The 15,899-nt window shown below is 75.6% G+C and carries 16 protein-coding genes; 6 read left to right on the top strand and 10 right to left on the bottom strand.

Going from position 1 to position 15,899, the window contains the following annotated elements; all coding sequences use genetic code 11:
- Positions 1-363: 363 nt before the first annotated feature.
- The 6 genes from IH54_RS39355 to IH54_RS0105715 form a co-directional block, all read right to left on the bottom strand.
- Positions 364-888: a hypothetical protein gene (locus IH54_RS39355; protein ID WP_052397108.1), complete on the bottom strand. Its 525-nt coding sequence runs from the start codon at positions 886-888 to the stop codon at positions 364-366.
- The gene (locus tag IH54_RS0105695; RefSeq protein WP_031513389.1) at positions 885-2,231 is read right to left on the bottom strand and encodes a DUF58 domain-containing protein; all 1,347 of its coding nucleotides are present in this window, start codon (positions 2,229-2,231) and stop codon (positions 885-887) included. The genes IH54_RS39355 and IH54_RS0105695 overlap by 4 nt, the downstream gene beginning before the upstream one ends.
- Complete coding sequence (locus IH54_RS0105700) at positions 2,228-3,199, bottom strand: AAA family ATPase (RefSeq protein ID WP_031513391.1); 972 nt, start codon at positions 3,197-3,199, stop codon at positions 2,228-2,230. The genes IH54_RS0105695 and IH54_RS0105700 overlap by 4 nt, the downstream gene beginning before the upstream one ends.
- Before the next feature lie 96 nt (positions 3,200-3,295).
- Positions 3,296-3,811: a hypothetical protein gene (locus IH54_RS0105705; protein WP_031513393.1), complete on the bottom strand. Its 516-nt coding sequence runs from the start codon at positions 3,809-3,811 to the stop codon at positions 3,296-3,298.
- Positions 3,808-4,908 carry a DUF4129 domain-containing protein gene (locus IH54_RS0105710; RefSeq protein ID WP_052397109.1) on the bottom strand — a complete coding sequence of 367 codons (1,101 nt, stop codon included), beginning with the start codon at positions 4,906-4,908 and terminating at the stop codon, positions 3,808-3,810. Before IH54_RS0105710 ends, IH54_RS0105705 begins: the two co-directional genes overlap by 4 nt.
- Positions 4,909-5,081: 173 nt before the next feature.
- A complete protein-coding gene (locus IH54_RS0105715; protein WP_031513398.1) occupies positions 5,082-5,669 on the bottom strand; it encodes a hypothetical protein in 588 nt (195 codons plus the stop codon).
- Between the two features lie 247 nt (positions 5,670-5,916).
- Here IH54_RS0105715 and IH54_RS0105720 point away from each other — a divergent pair, with 247 nt between their 5' ends.
- Entirely contained in the window at positions 5,917-7,014 is a 1,098-nt protein-coding gene (locus tag IH54_RS0105720; protein WP_031513400.1) for a hypothetical protein, read from the top strand.
- Positions 7,015-7,062: 48 nt separating this feature from the next.
- On the opposite strand, the gene IH54_RS0105725 is transcribed toward IH54_RS0105720, so the two are convergent.
- Complete coding sequence (locus IH54_RS0105725; RefSeq protein ID WP_031513402.1) at positions 7,063-7,689, bottom strand: hemerythrin domain-containing protein; 627 nt, start codon at positions 7,687-7,689, stop codon at positions 7,063-7,065.
- A gap of 356 nt (positions 7,690-8,045) precedes the next feature.
- Between IH54_RS0105725 and sigJ the strand changes: the two genes are divergently transcribed.
- Positions 8,046-8,951 carry an RNA polymerase sigma factor SigJ gene (sigJ, locus tag IH54_RS0105730; RefSeq protein WP_052397127.1) on the top strand — a complete coding sequence of 302 codons (906 nt, stop codon included), beginning with the start codon at positions 8,046-8,048 and terminating at the stop codon, positions 8,949-8,951.
- A 105-nt stretch (positions 8,952-9,056) separates the two neighbouring features.
- Here the strand turns inward: sigJ and IH54_RS0105735 are convergent, their stop codons facing one another.
- Positions 9,057-9,626, bottom strand: a complete 570-nt coding sequence (locus IH54_RS0105735) for an SRPBCC family protein (RefSeq protein WP_159011672.1) — start codon at positions 9,624-9,626, stop codon at positions 9,057-9,059.
- 224 nt (positions 9,627-9,850) lie between these two features.
- On the opposite strand from IH54_RS0105735, the gene IH54_RS0105740 reads away from it, so the two are divergent.
- Positions 9,851-10,315: a universal stress protein gene (locus IH54_RS0105740; protein ID WP_031513409.1), complete on the top strand. Its 465-nt coding sequence runs from the start codon at positions 9,851-9,853 to the stop codon at positions 10,313-10,315.
- 74 nt (positions 10,316-10,389) lie between these two features.
- Here IH54_RS0105740 and IH54_RS0105745 read toward each other — a convergent pair whose 3' ends face one another.
- Positions 10,390-11,007 (bottom strand): winged helix-turn-helix domain-containing protein, encoded by a 618-nt coding sequence (locus IH54_RS0105745; protein ID WP_031513411.1) that lies wholly within the window; start codon positions 11,005-11,007, stop codon positions 10,390-10,392.
- 470 nt (positions 11,008-11,477) lie between these two features.
- Between IH54_RS0105745 and IH54_RS0105750 the strand changes: the two genes are divergently transcribed.
- Both IH54_RS0105750 and IH54_RS46070 read left to right on the top strand, forming a co-directional pair.
- Positions 11,478-13,580, top strand: coding sequence for an FUSC family protein (locus tag IH54_RS0105750; protein ID WP_052397110.1), 2,103 nt, complete (start codon positions 11,478-11,480; stop codon positions 13,578-13,580).
- A gap of 51 nt (positions 13,581-13,631) precedes the next feature.
- Positions 13,632-13,784, top strand: coding sequence for a hypothetical protein (locus IH54_RS46070; RefSeq protein WP_199923334.1), 153 nt, complete (start codon positions 13,632-13,634; stop codon positions 13,782-13,784).
- Positions 13,785-13,806: 22 nt separating this feature from the next.
- Here the strand turns inward: IH54_RS46070 and IH54_RS0105760 are convergent, their stop codons facing one another.
- Positions 13,807-15,036 (bottom strand): acyl-CoA dehydrogenase family protein, encoded by a 1,230-nt coding sequence (locus IH54_RS0105760; RefSeq protein ID WP_031513415.1) that lies wholly within the window; start codon positions 15,034-15,036, stop codon positions 13,807-13,809.
- Between the two features lie 148 nt (positions 15,037-15,184).
- Here IH54_RS0105760 and IH54_RS0105765 point away from each other — a divergent pair, with 148 nt between their 5' ends.
- On the top strand, positions 15,185-15,826 hold the full coding sequence (locus IH54_RS0105765; protein ID WP_031513417.1) for a TetR family transcriptional regulator: 642 nt from the start codon (positions 15,185-15,187) through the stop codon (positions 15,824-15,826).
- The last annotated feature ends 73 nt before the right edge of the window (positions 15,827-15,899 follow it).

Below are 15,899 nucleotides of genomic sequence, written 5' to 3' on the forward strand. Positions count from 1 at the left end.
TGCCTACGGCGGCGACTGGCGTATTAAACGGTAAAGCACGTCAAGCGCTGATGGGAAGCGTGTGTTTCGCGCCTGGGCGGCACATTTACTGAACCGATACAGGTCGCTCCGCGGGCGCGCGCCTCTTCCGCTCCGGGCTGCCACTCGCGGTGGCGTGCGCGATCGTCCGCCGGTGGGCGGTCGCCCGCGCGATTCCCCGCGCCCCCCCTGACAACGGCTCGCCCTCCCCGGGCAGGGGCGATGCGTACGACGGCGCCGCAACAGGGGCGCGGGGAACCGCGCGCCCGGCCACCCGCCGGTGGGTGGCCGCGGGGCCCACCGCACCAGGCACCCCCCGAGCGCGACCGGCCCCCCGGAGGGGGTTCAGCGGTGGCGGAGGGCCAGGGCCACGCAGGTGGTGGTCGCGGCGATCGCGAGGGCCGCGGGGAGGCGGGCCCACGAGGTGTCGGCGAGCGGGGCCTGGGCTGCGGCGAAGGTCACGGCGCAGGCCGCGGCCGCGGCGGCCGCGGGCCGGAGGCGGTCGGTGCCCGGCGGGGCCGACGCGCTCATCGTCCAGGCGTCGGTGACGAGCAGGTACGCGGCCAGCAGGCCGACCACGCACGCGGCGAGCCACACCGCGGGCGCGGTGACCGCGGCGAGGAGCACCGCCCCCGCCGGCAGCAGCGTGTTGCGGCGGTGGACGGCGACGTCCTTCCAGCGCATGGACGACAGCACGGGCCGGGTGTCGACCATCGGCGCGGCCCACCACGCCGCGGCCACCGCGGCGACGACGAGGAGCCAGCCGATCCGCGGCCCGGTCACGGTGCGCGGCGGGTTGCAGGCGGCGACCGCGAGTGCAGCCCCGAGGACGCGGGCGGTCAGCCGGTGGGCGCCCGGTGTGCGGCTCATCGGCTTCCTCCGCGGATCCGGGTGCGCAGCAGCGGCGCGAGGGCGAGGTCGAGCGTCTCGCCGGGGGTGTGGGTGACGACGGCGATGCCGCGTTCGGTGAGCGCGAAGCGCATCGCCTCCCGGTCGGCGCGCCACAGCCGCAGGGCGAGCTGGGCGCGGGTGTCGCCGGGTTCGGCGGCCGGGTCCCCGCTGGGGATCTCCACCACGACGAGCGGGTTGGCCCGCGACCTGACCTGGTCGAGGACGTCGAGGATGCGCTGGTCGGTGAGCGGCGTGAAGACGTAGACGAGCGCGTTCTCCGGCAGCGCGGGCGGCGGCAGGCGGCGCAGGCCGGTCGTGCGGTAGCCGAGGTCCTTGCGGACGTCGAGGACGCTCTCCACGATCCGGTAGAAGTACGTCTGGCCGCTGCCCGGCTGGAGCCAGCGGGTGGCGCCGCCGACCGAGACGACGCCGATGCGGTCGTTCGTGCGCAGGTAGGCGCGGACGAGCCCGGCGGCTGCGCGGAAGGTCTCGTCGAGCGAGGACGCCCCGGTCGCGGGGTCGCGGACGTCGGCGAGCACGTCGAGCAGCACGACGGTGTCGGAGGCCTTCTCCGCGGCGAACTGGTGGAGCTGCAGCTCACCGCGCCGGGTGGTCGCGGGCCAGTGGATGCGCCGCTGCCGGTCGCCGACGACGTACGGGTGGACGCCGGTGACCTCGACGCCCTCGCCGCGCTGTGTGGAGGTGTGCTCGCCCAGGCGCTGCGGCAGCCGGACCGGGATGGGCGTGACGGCGGCTGCGCTGGGGACGGGGAAGACCGCGACCTCCCCCAGGTCGACGCGGACGGTGCGGCGGGCGGCGCCGCCCGCGTCGTAGACGTCGACGTCTACGGTGCCGACGCTCCAGCGGCCCCAGCGCTCCGCGGTGCAGAGCAGCGTCAGGTGCCGCGGGCCGGTCCTGAGGTCGTCCAGGCGCAGGCCGGGGCCCGGGGTGATGCCCGGGTCGAGGCGCCCGGCGGTGCCGTCGAGGCCGAGGGTGACGGTGACGGTGAGCTGCTCGCCCTCGAAGCAGCGGCGCGGCTGGACGTCCACGACCGGGTCGATCCGCCGCGGGCGGGTGCCGGCGGGCAGCGCGAGGGCCAGCAGCGCGAGCGGTGCGGCCGCCGCGGCGAGCAGCCACGCGTGCCCGGTGACCAGGGCGGCGGCGACCGCGACGGCGGCGACGGTGCCGTACCGCAGCGCGCTCTCCGAGGCCCGCCACCCGGGCGGTGGCGGGCTGGGCGGCTCGGTGGGCCCGCCGTCGGAGACGTCGCGGCCGCCGAGCGCCCGCTCGACGGCCGCGGACCGGCCGGTCCCGGCCGTCATGAGGCGACGCGGCTGCGGGGCAGGGTCTGCGGGGCGGCGACGGACTGCACGATCTCGGCGATGACGTCGTCGGCGTCGATCTGCCGCACCCACAGCTCGGGCTTGAGCGTGACGCGGTGGGCGAGCGCGGCCACCGCGACGTCCTTGACGTCCTCGGGCGTGGCGAAGTCGCGCAGGTCCAGGACCGCGCGGGCGCGGGCGAGCTGGACCAGCGCGAGGCCGCCGCGGGGCGAGGCGCCGACCTGGATGTGCTGGTGGGCGCGGGTGGCCCCGACGAGCGCTACCACGTAGTCCAGCAGGTCGTCCTCGACCTCGACCCGCTCGACGGCGGCGCGCATGGCCAGCACGTCCTTGGGGCTGCCCAGGGTGCGCAGCACCGCCTCGGGAGCGGCGCGGGCGATGCGGGCGCGCAGCATCCCGGTCTCCTGCTCGGCCGTCAGGTAGCCCATGCGCACGCGCAGCAGGAAGCGGTCGAGCTGGGCCTCGGGCAGCGAGTAGGTGCCCTCGTACTCGATGGGGTTGGCGGTGGCGATGACGACGAAGGGGTCGGGCAGCGGGCGGGTGCTGCCGTCGATGGACACCTGGGACTCGGCCATCGCCTCCAGCAGCGAGGCCTGGGTCTTGGGCGGGGTGCGGTTGATCTCGTCGGCGAGCAGCAGGTGGGTGAAGACGGGGCCGGGCCGGAAGACCATGTCGCCGGTGCGCTGGTCGTAGAAGGGCGCCCCTGTGACGTCGGAGGGCAGCAGGTCGGGGGTGAACTGGATGCGCCGGAAGTCCAGGCCGAGGGCGGCGGCGAAGGAGCGGGCCATGAGCGTCTTGCCGAGGCCGGGCAGGTCCTCGATGAGGACGTGGCCGCCGGCGAGGATGCCGAGCATGACCATCTCCAGCGGCCGGGACTTGCCGACGACGGCGGTGCGGATCTCGGCCAGCACCCCGGCGGCGCGCTCACCGGCCTCCCGCGGCGTCATGGCGTACGGGCCGGCGGCGTCGGCGATGCGGTCTTCGGTCACGTGCGGTTCCTCACCTTGCCTGGACGTGGGACGGGCGGCGGGGCGCGGGCGCGGTCACAGCGCCTCCAGCCGGTCGAGCAGGGCGCGCAGCACCCGCTCGGGGTGGTCGGGTGGCCGCGCGGGGCGGCGGTGCGGGTCGATCCAGGGCCACAGGTCGGCGCCGACCAGGGCCTTGGCCCGCTCGGGTTGGCGGTGCAGGTGCACGCCGTGCCGCTCGGCGAGCCGGGCGGCGAAGAGCCGCTGGAGCTGCGGGCGGAGCGTGGCGGCGAAGTGCACGTCGGCGCCGTCGCCGATCGACTTGTCGACGATGCGCTGCCACTCGCCGAGCGCGGGCGCGCGGCTGCCGAGCAGCCGTACGTTCCGCCGGAAGCCGCTGTCCTGGGCGCTCGCGCCGGTGGCGTAGCGGGCGACGGCCAGGCCCGCGACGGTGCACACGGCCAGTGCGGCGGCGGCGCCGGCCGGCCCCTCGGCGAGGGCGAGCACGACGACGGCGGCCACGCCGGCCGCGCCCAGCCGGAGCAGCGAGTGGCGTACGGAGCCGGGGGCGCCGGGCTCGGGCGGCTCGTTCACCGGTGGGCTCCCGTCGTCGGCTGCGGTCCGCGGCCCCGCGGGCGGTCGGCGGGCGCGGCGGCCGGGTCCCCGGCCTCTGCTTCCGCAGCCGCGCGGGCGGCTGCCTCGGCGAGCTGGGCGGCGATGGCGTCCAGCGCGGCGGCGGCGCGGTCGCGGTGGGTGGTGTCCATGGGGTGGGTGGAGTAGCGGGCCTCGCGGAAGAGCGCGGTCAGGTCGGCGGCGTGCGGGCCGCCGAGCAGGCCGCTGCCGGCGGCGCGCTCCAGCAGGTCCTGCGGGCTGTCGGAGGCGCGGCGGGCGACGCCGGACCCGGCCAGGGACCGTTCCATGGCGGCGTAGCAGGCGATGACGGCGGCGCGCGGGTCGCCGTCGCCGAGCAGCGCGCGGCGGCCGGAGTCGACTGCCTCGGCGAGCGCCTCCTGCTCGTCGGGCTCGTGGGAGTAGGGCTCCAGCACCTCCCGCGTCGCGGGCCGGTACAGCTGGCGCCAGAGCGTGTATCCCGCGACGAGCAGCACGGCCGCGAGCGCCACGAGGGCCAGCACGACCACCAGGTGCGGGATGGTGATCGACGATCCGTGGCGGGGCTTGTGCGTCGGGAGTACGTGGACCGGGGAGGGGGTGCCGTGGCCCGTGACGACGGTGGCGGGAGTGTCCGGCGGCGGGGTGGCCGAGGAGTGCGGGAAGGGATGATTGAGGAGCAGCAGCAGGGGGACGACGAGGGCGGCGGCGACGAGGGTGACGGTCACCGCGTCGGAGAGCCGCTGCTCGAAGGGCGGCAGGTCGAAGCGGTGGCCGACGCGGGCCCGGTAGCGGCTGGCCGCCAGCAGTCCGGCGCCCAGGGCGGCCAGCGCCAGCAGCACGACGGCGGCGGTGCTGTCCAGCGGCCCGCCGCTCTTGGCCAGCAGCGAGTGGCCCGGGTGCAGCAGCACCGCGCCCAGCGCGGTCCCCGCGGCGGCGACCAGCGCGAGCGCGGTGCCCGCTGCCGCCGTCCTGCTCCCCCGTCCGGTGACCGGTGCCGGCGCGGGGCTTCCCGCCCCGTCCGCCGCCTCCGGCCGCGCCGCCTGCCCGTCCGTCCCGGCTGTGGCGTCCTGCCCGTCCACCGCCGCCTCCCCTCACCCCGAAGCCGGAAGCTTCGCACACGGGTCCGGCAGTGTCAGCATCGGCCCCCTGGCCGGGACTTCGGCCGGGAAGCCGGCAGGGATTCCGGCCGGGGGCGGTACGGCGGGGCGGCCGGGACGGGGGCGGCGCACGGCACGGGCCCGGAAGGGGGCGGTCAGAAGCGCTGGGCCTTGGCGACCCGCGGGGTGAGGACGGTGCCGCGGTCCTTGGTGGTGAAGGCGATGGTCTGCGCGGTCCTGCCCGCGGCGACGCCGGTGGCGCCGACGACGGAGCTGTCCACGACGTGGCCGGTGGAGTCGGCGAACTCGACCTTGACCGCGTAGGAGGCCGTCTTGTCCGTGCTGTTCGCGATGCCGACGACGACCGCGTTCAGCCCGCCGGTCTGCGCGGCCGGCACGCTGGTGAGCTGGACGGAGTCGACGGCGTTGCCCTGGCCGGCGGCCTTGGCGAGGGCCGCGTCGAAGGCCGCGGCGGCGCCGGTCGCGCCCGCGCCGACCGAGGCGGCGAAGCTGGACGCCGCCGCGGCGGCCGAGGACGCCGCGGACGAGGCGGCCGCGGCCCCGCTGGAGACCGCCGAGCGCACCGCCGAGGGCAGCTGGGTGCCGGACGGGGAACCTCCGTCCGAGGAGTCGTCGCAGCCGCCGACCAGCACGAGGCCGCCCGCGGCCGCGGCGACCAGCGCTGCGGCGGTGGCGGCGCGCAGCCGGCCGGCGGCCGGGACGCCTGTCCGGTGTCGGGTCACGGGCTCCCCTTCTGCTCCACGGGCTGCAGGCCCGGTCCCCCTCACCGTGCGGGGTCCGCGCGCCACCCGCAGCACCCGGCGGGCCGTACGGGTGACCGGCCGCGGCACCCGGGCGGGACGCCAGCGGGAGGCCGGCGGGACGCCCACAAGCTGCGGGGGGCCGCACATTGATATATCCAGGAAGGGACGACGAGACGCCCCGGGGGACGTCTCCGGCAGATGTTGCAGCCGCCGAAAGGGCACCGACATGCACCCGCCGATCAGTCCCGCCATCCTCGCCGACCTGCGCCGCCCGCGGCCGTATCCGGCCGTCTCGATCCTGCTCCCCACGCACCGCCGCGAGCCGGACAACGCCCAGGACGCCGTACGGCTGCGCAACCTGCTGGAGGAGGCCAAGGACGCGGTGCACAACGACCCCGAGGTCTCGCGGGCGGACCGGATCGATGTGATCGGGCAGCTCGACCAGGCGCTCGGCGAGGTCGACCTGGTGCACGCCGAGGACGGGCTGGCGATCTTCGCCGCGCCGGGCGAGCACCAGGTGTGGACGCTCGCCCGCACGGTGCCGGCCCGGGTGCTGCTCGCGCAGACCTTCCTGACCCGGAACCTGGTGGCCGCTCACGTGGCGAACCAGCCGTACTGGGTGCTGGCGCTGTCCGCCGACGTCGCCACGATGTGGAGCGGGTCGAAGGGGCGGGCGCCCGAGCCGGTCACCGGGGCCTTCCCGATCCGGCGGGCGCAGGAGGACTTCGACCCGGAGCGCGAGGAGCGCATCGGCGACACGCCGAGCATCTTCAACGACGAGTCCACCCGGCAGTTCCTGCGGGAGGTGACCGAGAAGGCGGGCGTGGTCCTGGCCGCCGACCCGCAGCCGCTGTACGTCGTCGCCGAGTCGGAGGCGCTGGCCGCGCTGGACGACGCGGGCAAGCTGGTCAAGGAGTCCGCCGGGCGGATCGTGCAGGGCGGGCTGGCCGAGGGCCCCGCCGAGGCGCTGCGCAAGGCGCTCGCCGAGGCGGCGGGGCAGCGGGCCGCGGAGGAGGTCGGCGAGGTGCTCGCCGAGCTGGACCAGGCCCGCAGCCGGAAGGCCTTCGCGGGCGGTGTGGACGAGGTGTGGCAGTCGGTGGCCGAGGCCCGGGTGGCGCTGGTGGCGATCGAGGACGGCTACCGGGCGACGGTCCGCGACGACGGCGACCACCTGGTCCCGGCCGCGACGGGCGACCGGGGCGCCAGGGACGACATCGTCGACGAGATCGCAGAGCAGGCACTGGACACGGGCGCGCGGGTGCGGTTCGTGCCGGACGGCGAGCTGGCGGACGTCGGGCACGTGGCGGCGGTGCTCAGGTACTGAGGCGGGTGCGGGTACCGGGGCGGGCGCGGGCCCGCCCGGCCGGGCCGGTCAGGACTGCCAGAGGCCCTTCTTGGCGTAGGAGCGCTGCCAGAACAGCTTGTTGGCGACGCGGACGGGCGGCGGGAAGGCGCCCAGGAACTCGCGCTCCTGGGCGGGCGTGGAGCCGTCGAGGACCCAGGGGACGTAGTTCGCGACGCCCTTGAGGCCGAACTTGCGGGCGTTGGCGAGGCCGAACTTCCGCCACTCCGCGGGGGTCAGGACCTCCTGGATGAGTGGCAGCGCGCTGTCCTCCTCGTGCCGGAAGTGGTTGTCCATGACCTGGTAGAGGTCCTCGATCTTCGCCCCGAGGTCCGGGTCGGCGGAGTGCAGGGCGGCCTCCACGGTGTCGATGCGCGGGCCGAGTTCGGCGTGCTCGGCCTCCATGTCCTTCATCAGCTGCTGGGCGTCGGGGCGGCCGGCGATCTTCGCCTCGACCTGCGGCCACAGGGCCGCGTCCTCGACGGAGTGGTGGTGGTGCAGCTGCCTGCTGAAGTTCTCCCAGCCGGCCAGCGCCTGCGGTGCGCGCCCCCGGCCGGCCTGCGCCGCGGCCGCGAGCCGCTGCAGGTCGCGGCGGAAGGCGCGGTGGGTCGCGTACATGATGCTGAAATCGATCTCGTCGGCCTGCGTGTCGGTCACGGCGACCCGCTTCCTCTCCTGTCCGGTGGTCCCGCCGCCCCGGTGGCACGGCGGGCGTGCGGGCCGGCGTACCGGCCCACGGACATAGGAGGTACCCGCCGCGCGGCGTGTGACATCCGCGGCGCGCGGTGAGACGCGCGTCACACCCGCGCGCGCGATGTCACGCTGGAGGCCGTGCGCGCCCTCTGAACGGGTGACGGGGAATCGCACCACGGGAGGCCTTCATCGTGTCCGACGTACCGGCCACGCACGCCACGGACAGCACCGGCGACACCGACGGCGCCGGCGGAACCGACGCCACGGGCGGTACGGGCCCGGGCGACCGCGCGACCGCGGAGTTCGTCAGCCATCGCGAGCTGCTGTTCTCGGTGGTCTACAACATGCTCGGCAGCGCCTCGGACACCGAGGACGTGCTCCAGGAGACCTGGCTGGCGTGGACGCGCCGTACGGAGCAGGGCCGCGCGGCCGACATCGTGAACCCGCGCGCGTACCTGGTGCGGATCGCCGTCAACCAGGCCCTCGCCCGGCAGGCCAGCATCACCCGGCGGCGGGAGACGTACGTCGGGCCGTGGCTTCCCGAGCCGCTGCTCACCGAGACGGCGCCGGAGGTGGCGGACTCCTCGCAGGCCACCCGGTCGGTGGACGCGGCGGACGCGGCGCTGCGCGGCGAGTCGGTGTCGATGGCCATGCTGGTGGTGCTGGAGACGCTGACGCCGCTGGAGCGGGCGGTGTTCGTGCTGAACGAGGTGTTCGGATACGCACACACCGAGATCGCCGGGATCCTGGGGCGCAGCCCGTCCGCGGTGCGGCAGCTCGCGCACCGGGCGCGCGAGCACGTCCAGGCGCGGCGGCCGCGCTACCAGGCGGACCGGCGCCTCCAGCGGCAGGTGACCGAGCGCTTCATCGCCGCGGCGCTGGGCGGCGACCTGGCGGGCCTGATGACGCTGCTGGCGCCGGACGTGACGCTGTGGGCGGACGGCGGCGGGCTGCCGGGCGCGCTGGTACGGCCGGTGTCGGGCCAGGAGAACGTGGCGCGGCTGCTGACCGGCTACGCGGCGAACCGGCTGCCGCGGTCGGCGGACATCCGCTACCGGCAGGTCAACGGGGATCCGTCCGTGGTGGTCGTCACCGACGACTCCCCCACCGCGGTCATGGTGGTGGACCTGGACCCGGTCGACGACAAGGTCACCGACATCTACCTGGTGCTCAACCCGGACAAGCTCTCCCGGGTCGGCGAGGAGAGCGCGGAAGAGGGGGCGTGACAGGCCCCGGACGTGCGAAGCCCCGGCCGGGACGGGGGGACCAGGCCGGGGCGGTCGCAGTGGTGGGCTCGGGGGAGTGCCGCACCACGGGCTTTAGTTTAACACTCAATGAGCGTAGTCGAATCCGCCGGGCGCGGACGACACGGGCAGGGCGCCGGCGGCCGGTGCGGGAGCCCCGGCGGAGGGGCCAGCGGGCAGGCTCGCGGCAGGCAGCGCCGGGCTCTTCAGGGTGGCCGCGGCGGGCACGGCGCCGCCGAGCAGGTCGCGGAACTTCCCGGCGTCCACCGGCAGGTCGCGGCGCCAGGCCATCGCGACGACGGGGGCGAGCAGCAGCAGCGCCGCACTCAGGCAACTGGTGACCGACAGCCGGACCATGGTGCCGTCGGCGTGCGGGATGAGGTCGAAGCCGTAGACCGGCACCTGGGTGCCCAGCGGGCTCCACATGCGCTGGCCGCGGAACACTATGCGGCGCGAGGGCTGGAAGTCGGCGCACACCAGGCGGTGCGGGCGGCGCCGCCCGGGGTAGCGGTAGCGGTAGGCGGCGTCGCGGCCGGGCACCACGTCGTCGGAGTCGACGGCGCTCACGCCGGAGCTCCAGAGGGCGAGATTGCGGGCGTCGGCGAGAAAGTCGAAGACCTCGGTGTCCGGCCTCGGCACGAAAACACTCGTGGACACGCTCGGCATGACAAACCTCCCCGGTAGCGGCGTGGACGGCGAGCCGGCGCGAAGGCGCGGACCTGGTCTCGGCCCACGCGCCCGGCGGAGGGCGCCGCCTGTTTCACTCCTCCCGAGAAGCGTGCCCCGCAAAGGTGCACATGTCGTGGCAATACACCCATTGGGGTGAGCACACAGCGTCGCCGGGGGTGAACCCGCAGGCCGGAGGCCTATAGCCTGGCCGCGTGGACGAGCAGAAATCCCCTGTGCGTTTCGAACGCGGCACCGACGGACCGAAGGTCATCGTGGCCGGACTCGACGGTTCCGACTCGTCCTGGCGCGCCGCCGCGTACGCCGCCGGGCTCGCGCGTCGGCAGAACGCGCTGCTGGCCCTCGTCTACGTGCAGTCCTATCTGCCCGGCGGCGCCGCGCTCGGGGTGCCGGTGGCCGACGTGGACACCGGGATCGCCGACCAGTTGGTCGCCGAGATCCGCGCCTCGGTGGAGCGGCTGCGCGGCACCTTCCAGGTGCGGTGGGAATTCCACACCTTCCGCGGGGACGCGTTCGGCGGGCTGGCCGGCGCCGCCGACGAGCTCAAGGCCGACGCGGTCGTCGTCGGCGCGTCGGAGCGGGCCGGCCACCGGTTCGTGGGCTCGGTGGCCGTCCGGCTGGTCAAGGCGGGCAGGTGGCCCGTCACCGTGGTCCCGTAGCCGCCGCAAGGGCGCCGCGGCGGTTGCCGGGGCGCCCTGCGGGGAGAGCTGCGGGAGAGCTCCGGGAGAAACGGTCAGGGCTGCGCGGGGGCGTACTTGTAGCCGACCCGGCGGACCGTCACGATCGTGCCGCGGTGGCCCGCGCCGAGCTTGCGGCGCAGCCGCGCCACGTGGACGTCGACGGTGCGGCCGTCACCGACGTGGCCGTACCCCCACACCGTGGTGACGAGCTGGTCGCGGGAGTGCACCCGGTGCGGATGGGCCACCAGGTGTGCGAGGAGCTCGAACTCCAGGTAGGTGAGGTCCAGCGGGCGGCCGTCCACCTCGACGGTGCGCCGGTCGGCGTCGATGCGCAGCCCCGGCCCGGCGGGTCCGGCCGGGGCCGGCGGCGCCGCCACCACGGGGGCGGGGGGCTCGGCGGGCACCAGTACCAGGTAGCCCACCATCGGCGCGCCGCCGGGGGCGGTGGGCAGCACATGGCCGGGGGCGGGCAGCCAGGTGGCGCCGGGCGGCAGGAAGTCCGGCGCGGGCGGCACCTCGTCGGGCCGTACCGCGCGCAGCCGCTGCCGGGCGGCGGCCACCCCGGCGGGGTGGTTGAGGGACTGCCTGCCCGGTGGCAGCCCCGGTCGCGGGGGCACACCGGCCACCGGGGAGGCGGTGGAGACGGGGGAAGCGGTGGGCACGTTCGACATGGTTCGGCTCTTTCGCGCGAAGGGTCGTGGGACGCCGTGTGCGCGGGACCGTCTGCTGTCGCCCGGCCGCCGGGGGGCGGGGCCTACGGGCAGGTCAGCGGAATACGCGGGTCCGCGCGGGGATCGCGCGGCAACACCAGCGGTCGAAGTGGTGCTCCTGCCGGGACGGCCAGAACGGTTCGAGGTCGCTGCGACCTGTCCCGGTGTCAGTAATGCTGGCCATGTCCCCCATTGAACCAGAAGGCGGCGCGCGGGTGTGAGGGGTGTGCGCGCCCCGCGGGGTGGTGGTCGTCACGTCCGGCCGGGCGGACGGGTGTTGCGCTCCCCCGCCGGCGTCTCCCCTTTGCGCCCCCGCCCCCGCTCGTACCGCGATCCCCGCCGACCCGCCGGGCCGGACATCGGCCCGGCGGGTGGGCACAGGACCGGACCGGATCTCCGCGACGGGCGCTGAACTGCCTATTGTCTGCTCCATGACGTGGTTGCGTGCGCTGCGGGAGACCTCCCGGTCCGGCCTGAAGGTCGAGCGGACCCGGCTGGAGCCGCTGGTGGCACTGCGGGCGGCGGCCGGTGTCGCGATCGTCGTCGGGCTGGCGCTGTGGCTGTGGTCGCCGCCCGTCGCCGCGTCCTCGGCGTTCGGGGCGTTCGCCGCCGGGGTCGCGACCTTCCAGCGCAGCTGGCGGCCGCGGCCGGTGCTCGCGCTCGCGACCGGCGCGGGGCTCGCCGTGAGCACCTTCCTCGGCTACCTGGCCGCCTCCCACGTGGTGCTGTTCGTGCTGCTGCTGGCGGTGTGGTCGTTCGGCGCGGGCATGGCGTGGGCACTCGGCCCCACGACCGGGATGGTCTCGGCGCTGACCGTCGCGGTGATGCTGGTGACGGTCACGCTGCCGACGTCGGCGCTCAGCGCGCTGCACCACGCGGCCCTGGTGGGGCTCGGGGCGCTGGTGCAGGCGGCACTGATCGTGGTCTTCCCGATCCGCCGCTGGGGTGCGCAGCGCGACGCGCTGGCCGACGCGTTCGCCGCCGAGGCCGACTACGCACGGCGGCTGCGGCACGAGCCCGTCGTGCCCTTCGACCCCGAGGCGCTCATGGCCGCCCGGGCGGCCGCCGAGCTGACGCCCCGCCAGGCCCGGCGGCGGCCCGACGAGCTGCACGGGCAGCGGGCGCTGGCCGAGCGGATCCGCCCGGTGCTGGCCTCCCTCGCCGACCCCACGGTGGGGGCGGCGGCCGAGGGGCCGGAGCGGGACCGGGCGCGCGAGGTGCTCGCGGTCGCGGCCGTCGTGCTGGACGCGGTGGCCCGCTCGATCCGGCACGGCACCCCGCTGGAGGTGCCGGAGCGCGCCGACGCGCTGCTGCGCTCCGACGCCCCGGGCGCGGAACTGACCGGCAGCGCGCGCCGCTCGGCGACCCGGCTGGTGTCGCTGCTGTCGGCCGCGGTGGAACGGGCGGAGGGCTCGGGCCCGGCGGACGCCACCGGCACCGCGCACCTGCTGCGCCCGAAGGCCGGTGAGCTGCTGCCGACCGCGATGCGCACGGTGCGCCGCCAGGTGCACTGGGACGCGCCGGTGCTGCGGCACGCGCTGCGGCTGTCCGTGGTGGCCTGCGTCGGCTACGTGCTGGGCGGCGCGCTGCCGCTGGGCCACGGCTACTGGGCGCCGATGGCCTCGGTCATGGTGATGCGGCCGGACTTCACGCAGACCTACGAGCGCGGGGTGGCACGCTTCACCGGCTCTCTGGTGGGCGTCGCGCTGGGCACCGGGATCACGCAGTCGACGCACCCGGGCACGTACGCCCTGGCCGGGCTCGCGGTGGTCAGCATCGGGCTGATGTACCTGCTGATGCGCAGCGGCTACGTGGTCGCGCAGGCGTGCGTGGGCGCCTACGTCGTCTTCCTGCTGGACATGGGCGGGCAGCAGGTCGAGCAGACCGTGCGCGACCGGGTGCTGCTCACGCTGCTCGGCGGGCTGCTGGCGATGGCCGCCTACGCGGTCTTCCCGGCGTGGGAGACCCCGCGGCTGCGCGACCGGCTCGCGGAGTGGATCGAGGCGACCAGCGGCTACGTCGCGGCGGTGATGGACGCGCACGCAGACCCCGGACGGCGGCGCCACGGCGCGGTGCGCCGCGCGCTGCTCGACCTGCGCGCGGCCGGGGCGGCCTGGGACCAGGCGGTGGCCCGCGCGGACGCCGAGCCGGTGCGGCACCGGGGGGTGTCGCGCAGCGCGGTGCGGGACGCGGACGCGGCGCTGTCGGCGGCCGGGCGGGTGGGGCTGGTCATGGAGGCGCACCAGCCGGGCAAGGACGCCGCCCCGGTACCGGCGGCGGCGCGCTTCGCCGCGGCGCTGCGGGAGGCCACCGCGCGGGCCGCGGACCAGGTGCGGGAGCGGCGCGCACCGGACTGGTCGGCGCTGCACGCCGAGCTGGCGCGCTGGCCGTCCGACCCGGCGGGCGACCGGGTCGTACGGCGCGGCGCGGAGCTGCTGGTCGACACGCTCGACGAGCTGGCCGAGGCGCTGCGCCCCAGGTCGGCGGGGCGCCGGCACCCCGCCGGCGAGCCCGGACCCCCCGCGGCGCGGTGAGAGGGGGGCGCGGGTCTACGCTTTTGGGGGCCGGACCAGAAGGAGCCTTCCATGCACATCGGCGCGATCCACGATCTGAGCACCCTCGCGGTGTCCGACACCGCGGGCCCGGGGCCGGTGATGCGTACCGTCCTGCTGGTGTCGGTGGTGGGCGTCGCGCTGATGGCGTGGTTCCTGCTGCGCGGCTACGGCAAGGACAAGTAGCCCGGCGCCGGAGCCGCCGCGGTCAGCGGATCGGCAGGCCCGACAGGGTGCGGGCGATGACCAGCCGCTGGATCTCGCTGGTGCCCTCGAAGATGGTGTAGATCGCGCTGTCGCGGTGCATGCGCTCCACCGGGTACTCGCGGGTGAAGCCGTTGCCGCCGAGGATCTGCACCGCCTGGGCGGTGACCTTCTTGGCCGTCTCGCTCGCGAAGAGCTTGGACATCGAGCCCTCGGCGGAGGTGAAGGGCTTGCCCGCGGTCGCCATCCAGGAGGCCCGCCACACCAGCAGCCGGGCCGCGTCGATCTGGGTGCGCATGTCGGCGAGCTGGAAGGCGACGCCCTGGTTGTCGATGATCGGGCGGCCGAACTGCTCGCGCTCCTTTGCGTACTCCAGCGCGTACTCGTAGGCGGCGCGCGCGGTGCCGACCGCCATCGCGCCGACGGCGGGGCGGGAGGCCTCGAAGGTGGCCATGGCGGCGTTCTTGCCCCTCTCGCTGCTCCCGGTCCGTGCGCGCTCGCGGGCCCGGGCCAGGCGCTCGTCGAGCTTGTCCTTGCCGCCGAGCAGGCAGTCGCCGGGGACCCGGACGTTGTCCAGCACGACCTCGGCGGTGTGCGAGGCGCGGATGCCGTGCTTCTTGAACTTCTGGCCCTGGGAAAGGCCCGGGGTGCCGGGCGGCACGATGAAGGAGGCGTGGCCGCGGGTGCCGAGCTCGGGGTCGACGACCGCGACGACGACGTGCACGTTGGCGATGCCGCCGTTGGTGGCCCAGGTCTTGGTGCCGTTGAGCACCCATTCGCCGGTGGCCTCGTCGAAGACGGCACGGGTGCGCATGGCGCCGACGTCGGAGCCGGCGTCGGGCTCGGAGGAGCAGAAGGCGGCGACCTTGACGTCGTCGGCGTCACCGTACATCTGCGGGACCCAGGTGCCGATCTGCTCCTCGGTGCCGTTGGCCAGCACCCCGACCGCGGCCAGGCCGGTGCCGACGATGGACAGCGCGATGCCGGCGTCGCCCCAGAAAAGCTCCTCCATCGTCATCGGGATGCCGAGGCCGGTGGGGTCGAAGAACTGCTGGGCGTAGAAATCCAGCGAGTACAAGCCTATTTTGGCCGCCTCCTGGATGATGGGCCACGGGGTCTCCTCGCGTTCGTCCCACTCGGCGGCGGCAGGGCGCATCACGTCGGCGGCAAAGCCGTGGATCCAGTCGCGCACCGACCGCTGGTCGTCGTTGAGATCGAGCGTGAAGTCGCCCATCGTCCCCTCCACATGCTAGTTACTTGCGGTAACAGCAGTCTGTTACCGCCGGGTAAGCGATGTCAACTCGCCAGGCCGCATCCGGTGTGCGGGGCCAGGAGTGTTACGTTGCGCAGACCACCGCCATCGGACGACGGGGAGGTTCCGGGTGGAGACCGGCCAGCGGACCGAGCAGCAGGCAGCCACGCAGCGGCGGCGCAACGAGCTGCTGGAGGCCGCCGAGCGGGTCGTCCTGCGCGACGGCCCGGAGGCGTCGATGAACGCCATCGCGGCCGAGGCCGGGATCACCAAGCCCATCCTCTACCGCCACTTCGGCGACAAGAGCGGGCTCTACCGCGCCCTCGCCAAGCGCCATACCGACGCGCTGCTGGCGACCCTGCGCACCGCGCTGGACTCCCCCGGCGACCGCCGCGACCGGGTCGAGGCGACGCTCCACGCGTACCTGTCGGCCATCGAGACCCGGCCCCAGGTCTACCGCTTCCTGATGCACCCCGCCGAGACCCCCTCCGACGAGCGCGGCTTCGATGTCGGCCGGCACTCCGTGCCGCTGCTGCGCAGGATGGGCGAGGACCTCGGCGACGTGATCGCCGAGCGCCTGGACCTCGGCCCGGACGGCCCGCAGCTGGCCCGGGTCTGGGGGCACGGCATCGTCGGCATGATGTACGCCGCGGGCGACTGGTGGCTCGGCGAGCGCCCGCTGCCCCGCGACATCCTGGTACGCCACCTGGCCGATCTGCTGTGGGGGCGGCTCGTCGAGGCCGGCGACCGCGCGGGCAGCCCCGGGCTGTGACCCCGGCGCCCCGGCCGGGCGGCCGCCCCGGCGGTGAGGTGGGGCTCCGGGGCCCGGAGTCGATAGGCTGACC

The sequence above is a fragment of the Streptomyces sp. NRRL F-5123 genome (genome assembly GCF_000721495.1).
In the GTDB taxonomy this organism is placed as follows: domain Bacteria; phylum Actinomycetota; class Actinomycetes; order Streptomycetales; family Streptomycetaceae; genus Actinacidiphila.